The organism is Rubrivivax sp. JA1026, from assembly GCF_011065555.1.
In the GTDB taxonomy this organism is placed as follows: domain Bacteria; phylum Pseudomonadota; class Gammaproteobacteria; order Burkholderiales; family Burkholderiaceae_C; genus Rubrivivax; species Rubrivivax benzoatilyticus.
Genome location: NZ_JAALCQ010000002.1, coordinates 225,577 through 237,886, shown reverse-complemented (window position 1 = coordinate 237,886; position 12,310 = coordinate 225,577). Strand labels below are relative to the sequence as shown.

11 protein-coding genes are annotated in these 12,310 nt (G+C 76.0%); 7 read left to right on the top strand and 4 right to left on the bottom strand.

Features of this window, described 5'->3' with window-relative positions; translation table 11 throughout:
- Positions 1–29: 29 nt before the first annotated feature.
- A complete protein-coding gene (locus G5B56_RS04785) occupies positions 30–986 on the bottom strand; it encodes an AEC family transporter (protein WP_009858596.1) in 957 nt (318 codons plus the stop codon).
- 257 nt (positions 987–1,243) lie between these two features.
- Here G5B56_RS04785 and sppA point away from each other — a divergent pair, with 257 nt between their 5' ends.
- Complete coding sequence (sppA, locus tag G5B56_RS04780; protein ID WP_138938915.1) at positions 1,244–3,091, top strand: signal peptide peptidase SppA; 1,848 nt, start codon at positions 1,244–1,246, stop codon at positions 3,089–3,091.
- A 139-nt stretch (positions 3,092–3,230) separates the two neighbouring features.
- Here the strand turns inward: sppA and G5B56_RS04775 are convergent, their stop codons facing one another.
- From G5B56_RS04775 to G5B56_RS04765, 3 genes are read right to left on the bottom strand one after another with little or no spacing between them, the layout of a single operon-like run.
- On the bottom strand, positions 3,231–4,289 hold the full coding sequence (locus tag G5B56_RS04775; RefSeq protein WP_164962492.1) for a homocysteine S-methyltransferase family protein: 1,059 nt from the start codon (positions 4,287–4,289) through the stop codon (positions 3,231–3,233).
- 21 nt (positions 4,290–4,310) lie between these two features.
- On the bottom strand, positions 4,311–4,568 hold the full coding sequence (locus G5B56_RS04770; protein ID WP_009858599.1) for a DUF3567 domain-containing protein: 258 nt from the start codon (positions 4,566–4,568) through the stop codon (positions 4,311–4,313).
- Between the two features lie 30 nt (positions 4,569–4,598).
- Positions 4,599–5,510 (bottom strand): hypothetical protein, encoded by a 912-nt coding sequence (locus G5B56_RS04765; RefSeq protein WP_164962491.1) that lies wholly within the window; start codon positions 5,508–5,510, stop codon positions 4,599–4,601.
- 47 nt (positions 5,511–5,557) lie between these two features.
- On the opposite strand from G5B56_RS04765, the gene G5B56_RS04760 reads away from it, so the two are divergent.
- From G5B56_RS04760 to G5B56_RS04735, 6 genes are all read left to right on the top strand, one after another.
- Positions 5,558–6,511: a fumarylacetoacetate hydrolase family protein gene (locus G5B56_RS04760; protein ID WP_164962490.1), complete on the top strand. Its 954-nt coding sequence runs from the start codon at positions 5,558–5,560 to the stop codon at positions 6,509–6,511.
- The gene (locus tag G5B56_RS04755; protein WP_164962489.1) at positions 6,508–7,437 is read left to right on the top strand and encodes a TraB/GumN family protein; all 930 of its coding nucleotides are present in this window, start codon (positions 6,508–6,510) and stop codon (positions 7,435–7,437) included. The genes G5B56_RS04760 and G5B56_RS04755 overlap by 4 nt, the downstream gene beginning before the upstream one ends.
- Before the next feature lie 46 nt (positions 7,438–7,483).
- A complete protein-coding gene (locus tag G5B56_RS04750) occupies positions 7,484–8,047 on the top strand; it encodes a PhaM family polyhydroxyalkanoate granule multifunctional regulatory protein (RefSeq protein WP_164962488.1) in 564 nt (187 codons plus the stop codon).
- 11 nt (positions 8,048–8,058) lie between these two features.
- Entirely contained in the window at positions 8,059–9,240 is a 1,182-nt protein-coding gene (locus G5B56_RS04745; protein ID WP_164962487.1) for an FIST N-terminal domain-containing protein, read from the top strand.
- Positions 9,241–9,345: 105 nt separating this feature from the next.
- Positions 9,346–10,686, top strand: coding sequence for a hypothetical protein (locus G5B56_RS04740; RefSeq protein ID WP_164962486.1), 1,341 nt, complete (start codon positions 9,346–9,348; stop codon positions 10,684–10,686).
- 97 nt (positions 10,687–10,783) lie between these two features.
- Complete coding sequence (locus G5B56_RS04735) at positions 10,784–12,310, top strand: FAD-linked oxidase C-terminal domain-containing protein (RefSeq protein ID WP_164962485.1); 1,527 nt, start codon at positions 10,784–10,786, stop codon at positions 12,308–12,310.

Sequence of the window (12,310 nt, the reverse complement as noted above, 5' to 3'; positions counted from 1 at the left end):
CACGCCGGCCCGGTGCACGACGCTGCCGCTCAGCCCGGGCCCAGCCAGCCGACCAGCGCGCTGAAGCTGCCGAAGGCCAGCGCCGTCGACAGCATCACGATGCGCGCGATGCGCCCGGCGTCGGCGCGGTAGCGCTCGGCCAGCAGCGGCACGTTGCTGGCGCTGGGCAGCGCCGCGGCCAGCGTCAGCACCGTCAGCTGCGCCGGCGTCAGCGGCACGCCGGCGGCGACCAGCACCAGGCCCAGCCCGGCCACCAGCGCCGGGTGAACGAACAGCTTGACGGCGGTGATCGCCGCCACGTCGCCCCAGCGCTCACCGTGGCCGGCGCGCTGGCCGGCGCGCCAGAGCACGGCGCCGACGGTGAACAGCGCCACCGGCGTCGCCGCGTCGGCCAGCAGGCGCACGACGGTGTCCACCGGGCCCGGCAGGCCGACGCCGGCCACCGAGAACACGGCGCCCAGCGCCGTCGCCCAGGGCAGCGGGTTGCCGACGGCGCCGCGCAGCGCCAGCGCCAGCGCGCGCCGCGTGCCGTGGCCGGCGGCGTCGCCGGCCTGGGCCAGCGCGATGCACAGCGAGCTGGTCACGAAGACGTCGATCAGCAGCACGGCGATCGTCGGCCCGGCGGCCTGCGGCCCGAGCAGCGCGACGAGCAACGGCACGCCCATGAAGCCCGAGTTCGGGAAGGTGGCGACGAGCGCGCCGAAGGCCGCGTCCTTGAGCCCGGCGCGCCGCCAGGTGGCCGCGAGCACCGCGCCGACGACGAGGGCCGCCGCGCCCAGCCAGCACAGCAGCACCGCCGGGTCGAGCAGCTGCGAGATCGGCGTCGCCATCGCCAGGCGCAGCAGCATCGCCGGCAGCGCGAAGCACTGGACGAAGACGTTGAGCCCGGGAATCGCGCTCTCGGGCAGCAGGCGCAGCCGCCCGGCCGCGTAACCCGCCGCCACCAGCGCGAAGAAGGGCGCCGTCACGGCGAGGATGGACCACATCGCCGCGAGTATCGCAATCGGCCCGGCATCCAGGCGGCTTGCGCCGCCCGGATGCCGGGCCTGCGGCTGTCACGCACAGCTCCCCCGAGCCCCCCTCCGAGAGGGTGCTCCAGCTCGTTTGACGGCACCCTCCAGCCTCCCTCCGCGAGGGAGGCTCCAGTCAGGCTGACGACCGCTTCATTGCCGACGATCGGCGACGCGTTGGCGATCCGTTCTTCGACGTCCTGCTAGCCTCGCACCCGTCAGAGGAGGATTCGATGGCCGACGAGACGAAACCCCGTTCCCGGACGATGCGCGTGCTGCACGGCCTGTGGTGGCTCGTGGACACCGGACGGCGGGCGATCCTGAACCTGCTGCTGCTGGCGGTGCTCGCCGCCGTGGCCTGGGCCCTGCTGCACCGCGGCCCGCCGCCGCTGGCCGACAAGACGGTGCTGGTGCTCAACCCGCAGGGGCCGATCCGGGAGCAGTTCAGCGGCAGCCTGCGCGACAACGCGCTGCAGAAGGTGCGCGGCTCGGACCTTGAACAGACCCGGCTGCGCGACCTGCTGACCGCGCTGGACGCCGGTGCCACCGACGCCCGCATCACCAGCGCGCTGCTGGTGCTCGACGACTTCGCCGGCGCCGGCCTGCCGACGCTGCGCGAGGTGGCCGCCGCCGTCGACCGCTTCCGCGCCGGCGGCAAGAAGGTCGTCGCCTGGGGCTCCAGCTACGACCAGCGCCAGTACTACCTGGCGGCCCACGCCGACGAGGTCTGGCTGCACCCGATGGGCGGCATCGAGATCAGCGGCTACGGCGGCCGGCGCACCTACTTCAAGGACGCGCTGGACCAGCTCGGCGTCACCGCGCACGTGGTGCGTGCCGGGCGCTTCAAGAACGCCGCCGAGACGCTGGCCGCCAGCGGGCCGTCGCCCGAGACCGAGCAGGCCGACCGCGAGCTCTACGACGGCCTGTGGGCCGACTACGCGGCGACCATCGAGCATGCGCGCCGCCTGCCCGCCGGCAGCCTGTCGCGGGCCATCGCCGAGCTGCCCGAGCGCCTGGCCGCCGCCGGCGGCGACGCCGCCAAGCTGGCCGCGCGTGAAGGCCTGATCGACGCGATGAAGACCCGCGACCAGATGCGCGCGGCGCTGATCGCCCGCGGCGAACGCGACGGCGAGAGCTTCCGCCAGATCGGCTTCGCCGCCTACGCGGCGCGTTTCACGCCGCCGGCCGCCGGCCCCGCGGTGGCGGTGGTCGTCGCCGAGGGCATGATCGTCGACGGCGAGGCCGCCCCGGGCACGGTGGGCGGGCTGTCGACTGCGGCGCTGGTGCGGCGCGCCCGCGACGACGACGCGGTGCGCGCCATCGTGCTGCGCGTCAACTCGCCCGGCGGCAGCGCCTTCGGCTCGGAGCTGATCCGCCGCGAGCTGGAGCTGGCCCGCGCCGCCGGCAAGCCGGTGGTGGTGTCGATGGGCGACGTCGCGGCCTCGGGCGGCTTCTGGATCTCGACCTCGGCCGACGAGATCGTCGCCGACCCGGCGACGATCACCGGCTCGATCGGCGTCATCGCCGTGCTGCCGACCGCCGAACGTGCGCTCGAACGCCTGGGCCTGCACACCGAGGGCTACCGCACGAGCTGGGCGGTCGACGCCTACGACCCGCGCGCGCCGCTGGACGCACGCACCGAGCAGGTGCTGCAGTCGAGCATCGGCCACGTCTACGGCCAGTTCCTCGAACGTGTCGCCACGGCGCGCAAGACGACGCCGGAGCGCATCGACGAGATCGGCCAGGGCCGCGTCTGGAGCGGCGCGCAGGCCCGCGTGCGCGGCCTGGTCGACCGCACCGGTGGCCTGCGCGACGCTCTGGCCGTGGCCGCGGCGCGCGCCAAGCTGGCGCCGGGCTACCGCGTGCAGTACATGGAGGAGATGCCCGGCCGTGCCGAACGCCTGATGGCGTGGTTCGGCGGCCTCGGCGTCACGGCGCTGCAGCCGGCCCTGCAGGCGGCGCTGCCGCCGCCGCTGCCGGCGCCGCTGGCCGAGCTGCGGCAACAGGCAGCCTGGCTGATCCAGGCCAGCGACGGCCGCCGCCCGGCGGCGATGGCGCACTGCGAGTGCGCTGCACCTTGAGCCCCCGGCCGCCTGGCGGCCGCCCCCCGAGGGGGCTCCGGATCCGACCGGGAGACCCGGATCGGATCCGGCCCGTATGCCAGCGCCTCTCCCCAAAGGGCGCCAAAGGCGCCCTCTGGGGATGCGGACACGGCCGCGATCAGGCCGCCGCGACCAGCCCGGTGAACAGCGGGTCGCGGCGCGAGCGCGGCCGGTAGGCCGAGACGCGGCGCGCGATCTCGGCGATGTGGTCCGGCGTCGTGCCGCAGCAGCCGCCGACGATGTTCAGGAAACCGGCCTTGGCGAAGTCGGCCATCAGCGCGCCGGTGACCGGCGGCGTCTCGTCGAAGCCGGTCTCGCTCATCGGGTTGGGCAGGCCGGCGTTCGGGTAGCAGCTGACGTAGGTGTCGTCGGCGATGCGCGACAGCTCCTCGATGTACGGCCGCATCAGCGCCGCGCCGAGCGCGCAGTTCAGGCCGATGGCCAGCGGCCGCGCATGGCGCACCGAGTGCCAGAACGCGCCCACCGTCTGCCCCGACAGGATGCGGCCCGAGGCGTCGGTGACGGTGCCCGAGACGATGACCGGCAGGCGCTCGCCGCGCGCTTCCATCAGCTCGTCGAGCGCGAAGATCGCCGCCTTGGCGTTCAGCGTGTCGAAGATCGTCTCGACGAGGAACAGGTCGACGCCGCCGTCGAGCAGCGCCTCGGCCTGCTCGCGGTAGGCCTCGCGCAGCTGGTCGAACGTGATGTTGCGCGCGCCGGGGTCGTTGACGTCGGGGCTGATGCTGGCGGTGCGCGGCGTCGGGCCCAGCGCGCCGGCGACGAAACGCGGCTTGTCCGGCGTGGCCGCGGCGTCGGCGGCTTCGCGCGCGACACGCGCCGACGCGAGGTTCATCTCGCGCGCCATGGGCGCCAGGTCGTAGTCCTCCTGGGCGACGGTCGTCGCGCCGAAGGTGTTGGTCTCGATGATGTCGGCGCCGGCCGCCAGGTACTGGGCGTGGATCTCGCGGATCACGTCGGGGCGCGTGATCGACAGCAGGTCGTTGTTGCCCTTCAGGTCTTTCGGGTGCTCGCGCAGCGCGTCGTTGCGGAAGTCGGCTTCGCCGAGCTTCCAGCGCTGGATCATCGTGCCCATCGCACCGTCGATGACGACGATGCGCCGGGGCAGCAGGTCGGCCAGGGCCTGGCCGCGGGTGTAGGCGGGCGTGCGGGCGTTCATCGCGCCATTGTGCCCGCCCGTTCAGTGCAGGCTCAGCGGCTGCTGGGCGAGCCGGGCGTAGCCGGCGATGAAGTCGTCGAAGGCCTCGGGGCCCGGGTCGCGTTCGGCCAGCGCCTCGACACCGCGGCGGAAGCTCTCGGCCACCGCCCCTTCGATCCAGATGTCGGTGCGCGCGAGCTTGTCGACGATCTCGTAGCCGCCGCGTGCCGGCGCGCCGGCTTCGGCCGGCAACTCGACCTGGACGACGACGAAGGTGTCGGACTGGTACAGCATCTGCATGGGCCGCAGTTGGCCCCGGCAACGGCCATTTCAAGAGCCGGCCGCGACGAGGCGGTGGTCGGCCTCGGCGCCGGTCTCGGCGACGCGGCTCGTCCAGCGCACCGGCAGCCAGCCGCGCGCCGGGTCCAGCCAGACCTCCCAGCGCGGCTGGTAAGGCCCCGGCGCGGCGCTGGCCAGCCGCAGCGCCGTGGCCGGGCCGGCCGGCAGGTCCAGCGGCTCGACGGCCTCGACCTCGAAACGCCGCCACGCGGCGTCGCCGCGGGTGCCGACGACGAAGAGCTCGACCACCGCGCCGGGGGCAAAACGCTCGGGTGCCGCGGCGACCACGGCCGCCAGCTGCAGCAGCCAGCCGGCGCGGTCCTGCGCGCCCGGCAGCAGTGCATGCTCGGCGCCGCCGCCGGAGGCGCTGACGACGCCGACGTCACGGCGGAAGTTGGCCGCCCGCACCTCGCGCGTGCGGCGGCGCTCGACCAGGCGCTCGGGTTCGAGCCCGTGCGGGCCGATGCGGCCGCGGCTGCTCCAGCCGTCGCCGCCGTCGTCGGCCAGCACGAGGTGGTAGCCGTCGGCGCCGGGCTGCCAGTCCAGCCGCAGCTCGCCGTCGGCCCGGCCGCCACGGCGCTGCCAGCGCAGCTGCAGCGCCGGTGGCAGGCGGGCGGCGTACAGCGGCGGCGCCGGGCCGGCGGCGGCCGACGGCAAGGCCCCCGGGGCGGCAGGGCGCAACGGTCGCCGTGCGGCCGGCCGCACGGCCGGCACCTCGGCCGGCACCCGGCGCACGTGCATCGCGGCACGCGCCGCGTCGGGCCGCAGAGGCGGTGACGGCGGTGACGGCGGCGGCGGCTGCAGCGCGTCGAGCAGCAGCAGGTGCAGCGCCAGCACCGCGGCGCCCGCCGGCAGCACGGCAGGCCGGGCGCGGCGCGGCGCACGACCGGGACACGAAGCCATCGGACAATGCTGCCCACCCGCGGAACGCCCGCCGATCCCCCTCGCCCATGAAACTTGTCACCCTGAAGGACGGGTCGCGCGACGGCCAGCTCGCCGTCGTCTCGCGCGATCTGGCGCAAGCCCATTTCGCCACCGGCATCGCCACCCGCATGCAGCAGGTGCTGGACGACTGGAACTTCGTCAGCCCGCAGCTCGAGGACCTGTACACGACGCTGAACCACGGCAAGGCGCGCCACGCTTTCGCCTTCGACGCGCGCCAGTGCATGGCGCCGCTGCCGCGCGCCTTCCACTGGGTGCAGGTCGACGCCTACCCCGACGCCGCCGAACGCATGCTGCGCGCGCTGGGCGTCGAGCCGCCGGCGGCGCTGCGCGAGACGCCCGCGGTGCGCGCCGCGGCCGGCGACGGCCTGCTCGGCGCCCACGACGAGGCCCGCTTCGCCGCCACCGCGCCGGCGCCGGACTTCGGGCCGCAGCTGGCCGTCGTCACCGGCGACGTCGAGGCCGGCACACCGGCCGACCGCGCGCTCGACGGCGTGCGGCTGGTGCTGCTGGCCAACGCCTGGCGCAGCGGCGAGGAAGCCGCGGCCGCGCCGCCGGCGGCCTTCGCGCCGGTGGCCGTGACGCCCGAGGAACTGGGCGAGGCCTGGCGCGGCGGCAAGCTGCAGCTGGCCATCGAGACCCGACTGAACGACCGGCGCTTCTCGCGCCTGGACGCCGCCGCCGGCATGCGCTGGCACTTCGGCCGCCTGATCGCGCGTGCGGCGACGACACGCACGCTGGGCGCCGGGGCCATCGTCGGCACCGGCCCGGTCGGGGCCCGCGACGCCGCCGACGGCGCCGGCTGCATCGCCGAGCGCCGCGCCGTCGAGGCCGCGGCGGGCGGCGAGCCGGCCACGCCCTGGCTGGCCTTCGGCGACACGGTGCGCGTCGAGGCCTTCGGCGCCGACGGCGGCAGCGTCTTCGGCGCGCTCGAGCAGCGTGTCTCGGAGCGCGACGAATGAGCCCGCTGGCGCGCTGGCGCCGCCGCATCGCCGCCACGCTGGCCGCGCTGTGGCTGCTGCCGCCGGCGCTGGCCCAGGACTGCCCGCCACCGCCGGACCCGCAGCCCGCGGCGCTGGCCGACCGCGGGCCGCTGTGGGAGATCGAACGCGACGGCCGCCGCTCCTGGCTGTACGGCACGCTGCACGTCGGCAAGGCCGGATGGACGACGCCCGGGCCGCGCGTGGCCGCGGCGCTGGAGGCCAGCGACCTCGTCGCGCTCGAGCTCGACCCCGAAGACCCCGGCGTGCAGCGCCAGCTGATGGCCGAGGCGCTGCGCCCGACGCCGCCGCTGCCGCCGGCGCTGGCCCGGCGGCTGGCCGACGCGCTGCGCGCCGCCTGCCTCGACACGCGGGCGCTGGCGCCGCTGCACCCGGCGATGCAGGCCATCGTGCTGACGCTGGCCGAGGCGCGCCGCGCAGGGCTGGACCCGGCCTGGGGCCAGGAAGGCGCGCTGGCGCGCAGCGCGCGCGACCGCGGCCGGCCGCTGGTGGCGCTGGAGCGCGTCGAGCAGCAGCTCGCGGTGCTGCTGCCGCGTGACGCCGCAGCGATCGCCGGGCTGGTCGAACGCACGCTGGCGCCGCTGGAGTCGGGCCGCGGCACGGCCGCGCTGGCGCGCCTGGCCCGGGCCTGGGAAGAGGCCGACGTGGCCACGCTGGCCGACTACGAACGCTGGTGCGACTGCATCGCCGACGACGGCGACCGCGCCGCGATGCGCGAGATGGTCGACGCGCGCAACCCCGGCCTGGCCGACGGCATCGCCGCGCTGCATGCACGCGGCGCGCGCGTGTTCGCCGCCGTCGGCGCGCTGCACATGGTCGGCGAGCAGGGGCTGCCGCGGCTGCTCGCCGAACGCGGCTTCGCCGTGCGGCCGGTGCCGGCACGCTGAACGGCCGCAGCGCACAATCGGCCGACCACGCCGCCAGGAGACAGGGATGACGGGACCGACCGACTTCGCGAAGATGCTGCCGGGTTACGACTTCCTGCAGGGCCTGCTGCAGAACGCCGGGGCCGGGATGCCGAACATCGGCCAGTGGATCGCGCCGACGCTGAACCCCGACGAGCTGGAAAAACGCATCGGCGAGCTGCGCACGGTGCAGTTCTGGCTCGAGCAGAACGCGCGCCTGCTGGGCACGACGATCCAGGCGCTGGAGGTGCAGCGCATGACGCTGTCGACGCTGCGCTCGATGAACGTGCCGATGCCCGACCTGCGCGAGGCGCTGAAGCCGCGTCCGCCGGCCGCGGCGGCGGCGCCGGCGCCGGAACCCGCCGCCAAAACGCCGCCCCCGCCGCCGCCGGGCATCGACCCGATGCAGTGGTGGGGCGCGCTCACCCAGCAGTTCGGCGAGATCGCCAGCGCCGCGATGCAGGACGTGCGCAGCGCCGCGACACCGGCCCCGGCACCCGCGCCCGCTCCAGCGAAGAAGGCCGCCAGGAAGGCGGCGGCGCGCCCGGCCGCCCCACGCGCGGCCGCGCCACGACGCAAACGCTCGACCTGAGCCGCGCCACGATGCCGAGCTTCGTCACCGGACACGCCACCCACCCCGACTGGCGCATGGCGCTGGCGCTGGCCGCGGCCCAGATCGACGCCCAGCGGGCCGCGCTCGAGGCCGGCCCCAGCGGGCCGCCGACGCTGGGCTTCGCCTACTTCACCGACGCCTACGCGGCGCAGGCCGAGGCGCTGCTGGAAGACCTGCGCCAGCGCTGGCCCGGCGTCGCCTGGGTCGGCAGCGTCGGTGTCGGCGTCGCCGCCAGCGGCGTCGAGTACTTCGACGAGCCGGCGCTGGCGCTGATGCTGTGCGACCTGCCGGCGGGCTGCTTCGAGGTCTTCTCCGGCGTGCGCCCGCTGCACCGCATCGCCGCCTACAGCGCGCTGGTGCACGCCGACGCCGCGACCCCCGACCTGGCCGAGCTGATCGCCGAGCTGAGCGACCGCGTCGACAGCGGCTACCTGTTCGGCGGCCTGGCGGCCTCGCGCGGCAACGCCGTGCAGCTGGCCGACGGCGTCTGGCAGGGCGGGCTGTCGGGCGTGGCCTTCAGCGAGGACGTGGCGCTGCTGTCACGCGTCACGCAGGGCTGCCAGCCGGTGGGCCCGGTGCGCACGATTACCCGCGCCGAGCGCAACATCGTCGCCGAGCTCGACGGCGCGCCCGCCCTGCCCTGCCTGCTGCACGACCTGGGCCTGGACGCGGACCACGACCCGCGCCAGGCGCTGCCGCGGCTGCGGGCCACGCTCGCCGGCCTGACCGACGGCGACCAGCAGGCCGTCGGCCGCGGCGGCCAGTTCGGGGCCGACGTGCGCGTGCGCCACCTCGTCGGCCTGGACCCGGGCCGGCGCGCGGTGGCGGTCGCCGACATCGTCGAGCCCGGCATGCGGCTGGCGTTCTGCACCCGCGACGTCGACGCCGCGCGGCGCGACCTGGTGCGCGTGTGCAGCGAGATCCGCGAGGAGCTACACCCGGCCGCCGACGGCACCGAAGCCGCCCCGGCGCGGCGCATCGAAGGCGCGATCTACGTCAGCTGCGCCGGCCGCGGCGGGCCGCACTTCGGCGGCCCCTCGGCCGAGCTGCAGATCGTGCGCCACGCGCTCGGCGACGTGCCGCTCGTCGGCTTCTTCGCCGGCGGCGAGATCGCCCACCGCCACGTCTACGGCTACACCGGGGTGCTGACGGTCTTCACCGGCCGCGCCTGAAGGCGGAGCTCAGCCGCCCGGCGCGGCGGCGGCCCGGGCGCCGGAACAAGGGCTTACAGCGTCGCCGCGCCGGCACGGCTACCTTCACGGGCCGGAACGCGCGCGATGAACGACCAGCCGACCACCCCCGAACACCTCGCCCAGGCCGCCCAGCCCCCGCTGCCCGGCGTCAGCGCCTGGCCGCCGGGCCACCGCATCGACGGCTTCGAGTTCCGCGGCGTCGTCGCGCTGCGCGCCACGGCCATCGTCTACCGCGGCTGGGACCACGGCCTGGAGGTGCCGGTGGCACTGAAGGAGTACCTGCCGGCGGCGATCGCGCGGCGCGGGCCCGATGGCGACATCGGGCCGGCCGAGCCGGCGCAGGCCGAGGCCTTCGAGCGCGGGCTGCGCGCCTTCATCGACGAGGGGCGGCGGCTGGCGCGCTGCGACCACCCGTCGATCGCGCGCGTGCTGCACCTGCTGCCGGCGCACGGCAGCGCCTGCCTGGTGATGCCCTGGTATGCCGGCCGGCCGCTGGCCGAGCTGCGCCGCGAGATGAGCGGCCCGCCCGACGAGCCGGCGCTGCGTGCGCTGCTCGACGCGCTGCTGGCCGCGCTGCACGAGTGGCACCGCGTCAACGGCGTGCACGGCGGCCTGCACCCGGCCGGCGTGCTGCTGCTCGACGACGACCGGCCGCTGCTGCTCGGGCCCGGGTACGCCGAGCGCGCCATCGCACGCGGCGGGCTGACGGCGCTGGAACCCGGGTTCAGCGCGCCCGAACTCGACGGCGACGCAACCCGCGTCGGCGCCTGGACCGACGTCTACGCGCTGGCCCAGCTCGCGCGTTTCGCGATCACCGGCCTGCTGCCGCCGCCGGCCGGCCGCACGCCCGAGCCGCTGGCCGGCGTCGTCGAGCGCCTGTTCTTCGACCACCCGTCGGCACGCTACGGCGCCGCGCTGCTGGCGACGCTGGACGCCGCGGTGTCGCCCGACATCGGCGCGCGGCCGCAGAGCATCGTCGACTTCGCCGCCTGGCTGGCCCACGGGCCGCCGCGGCGGCCGGCAGCGCGCTCGGCGCCGCCGCTGGCGCCGTTCTCCTTCTCCGCCGCCGACGTCCCGCCCGCGCGGGCACCCGACGCGGCCACCGTCGACCTGATCCAGCGGGTCATCGACACCCTCCCGCCGGCGCCGCCCCGGCGCGAGCCGGCGGCGATGCACGAGCGGGCCGCGCCTTCGCTGGAGCCGCCACCACGCGACGGCGTCGCCGGCTGGATGTTTGCGGCCTTCGCGCTCGCCGCGGCGCTGGGGCTGGGCGTGTGGTGGAAGGAGACGCACGAGGCCGCTCGGCCGCTGCCGCCGGCCCCGGCCGCCACCGCACCCGCCATCGTCGCCCCGCCGCCCGCGGCGACCGAGACGGCGCCGCCACCGGCCGACAGCCCGCCCGCCCCGTCGCAGGAGCCGGCCTGAGCGCCGCACGCCGCCCCTGCAAGCCCTGACCCCGGGGCGGCGCGGGGCGTGCCGCGCTTGCTAAAGTCCCCCGCAGCCCGCCGCCAGCTCCCCGCGCATGAACGCTCCCCTGCCCGCCGATGCCGCGACTTCCGCCGCCGAGGCCCCGCCCGACGCCGCCACGCGCGCCCGCCGCCAGGCCGAAGTCGTCGCCGCGCTCGGCAAGGTCCTGCCGGCGCACGCGCTGCTCTGGCAGCGCGAGGACACCACGCCCTACGAATGCGACGGCCTCACCGCCTACCGCCAGCTGCCGCTGGCCGTCGCGCTGCCGGAAACCGAGGCCCAGGTCTCGGGCGTGCTGCGTGCCTGCCACGCGCTGGGCGTGCCGGTGGTCGCACGCGGCGCCGGCACGGGGCTGTCGGGCGGCGCGATGCCGCACGCGCTGGGCGTCACGCTGTCGCTGGCCAAGTTCAACCGCATCCTCGCCGTCGACCCGCTGGCGCGCACGGCCACCGTGCAGTGCGGCGTGCGCAACCTGGCCATCAGCGAGGCGGCGGCGCCGCACGGCCTGTACTACGCGCCCGACCCGTCGAGCCAGATCGCCTGCACGATCGGCGGCAACGTCGCCGAGAACTCGGGCGGCGTGCACTGCCTGAAGTACGGGCTGACGATCCACAACGTGCTGCGCGTGCGCGGCTTCACCGCCGAGGGCGAGGCCGTCGAGTTCGGCGGCCTGGCGCTGGACGCGCCGGGGCTGGACCTGCTGGCCGCGGTCATCGGCAGCGAAGGCATGCTGGCCGTCGCCACCGAGGTCACGGTGCGCCTGGTGCCCAAGCCGCAGCTCGCGCGCTGCATCATGGCCAGCTTCGACGACGTGCGCCGTGCCGGCGACGCAGTGGCGGCGATCATCGCCGCCGGCATCATCCCCGCCGGGCTGGAGATGATGGACAAGCCGATGACCGCCGCGGTCGAGGACTTCGTGCACGCCGGCTACGACCTGACGGCCGAGGCCATCCTGCTGTGCGAGAGCGACGGCACGCCCGAGGAGGTCGCCGAAGAGATACAGCGCATGCTCGACGTGCTGACCGGCTGCGGCGCGACGCGGCTGGAGGTCAGCCGCGACGAGGCCCAGCGGCTGCGCTTCTGGAGCGGGCGCAAGAACGCCTTCCCGGCCTCGGGCCGCATCAGCCCGGACTACCTCTGCATGGACTCGACGATCCCGCGCAAGCGCCTCGCCGACATCCTGCTCGCCATCCAGCAGATGGAGCAGACCTACGGCCTGCGCTGCGCCAACGTCTTCCACGCCGGCGACGGCAACCTGCACCCGCTGATCCTCTACGACGCCAACGACCCCGACCAGCTGCGCCGCTGCGAGGCCTTCGGCGCCGACATCCTGGAGACCAGCGTGCGCCTGGGCGGCACGATCACCGGCGAGCACGGCGTCGGCGTCGAGAAGCTGGCCAGCATGTGCGTGCAGTTCAGCCCCGAGGAACGCGCCCAGATGGCGGCGCTGAAGACCGCCTTCGACCCGGCCGGGCTGCTGAACCCCGGCAAGGTGATCCCGACGCTGGTGCGCTGCGTCGAAGGCGGCAAGCAGCACGTGCGGCGCGGCCTGCTGGCCTTCGCGGAACTGGAGCGCTTCTGA

Coding starts and splice junctions, on each gene's coding strand:
- G5B56_RS04785 (WP_009858596.1), bottom strand. CDS start 986: ATGTGGTCCATCCTCGCCGTGACGGCGCCCTTCTTCGCGCTGGTGGCG.
- sppA (WP_138938915.1), top strand. CDS start 1,244: ATGGCCGACGAGACGAAACCCCGTTCCCGGACGATGCGCGTGCTGCAC.
- G5B56_RS04775 (WP_164962492.1), bottom strand. CDS start 4,289: ATGAACGCCCGCACGCCCGCCTACACCCGCGGCCAGGCCCTGGCCGAC.
- G5B56_RS04770 (WP_009858599.1), bottom strand. CDS start 4,568: ATGCAGATGCTGTACCAGTCCGACACCTTCGTCGTCGTCCAGGTCGAG.
- G5B56_RS04765 (WP_164962491.1), bottom strand. CDS start 5,510: ATGGCTTCGTGTCCCGGTCGTGCGCCGCGCCGCGCCCGGCCTGCCGTG.
- G5B56_RS04760 (WP_164962490.1), top strand. CDS start 5,558: ATGAAACTTGTCACCCTGAAGGACGGGTCGCGCGACGGCCAGCTCGCC.
- G5B56_RS04755 (WP_164962489.1), top strand. CDS start 6,508: ATGAGCCCGCTGGCGCGCTGGCGCCGCCGCATCGCCGCCACGCTGGCC.
- G5B56_RS04750 (WP_164962488.1), top strand. CDS start 7,484: ATGACGGGACCGACCGACTTCGCGAAGATGCTGCCGGGTTACGACTTC.
- G5B56_RS04745 (WP_164962487.1), top strand. CDS start 8,059: ATGCCGAGCTTCGTCACCGGACACGCCACCCACCCCGACTGGCGCATG.
- G5B56_RS04740 (WP_164962486.1), top strand. CDS start 9,346: ATGAACGACCAGCCGACCACCCCCGAACACCTCGCCCAGGCCGCCCAG.
- G5B56_RS04735 (WP_164962485.1), top strand. CDS start 10,784: ATGAACGCTCCCCTGCCCGCCGATGCCGCGACTTCCGCCGCCGAGGCC.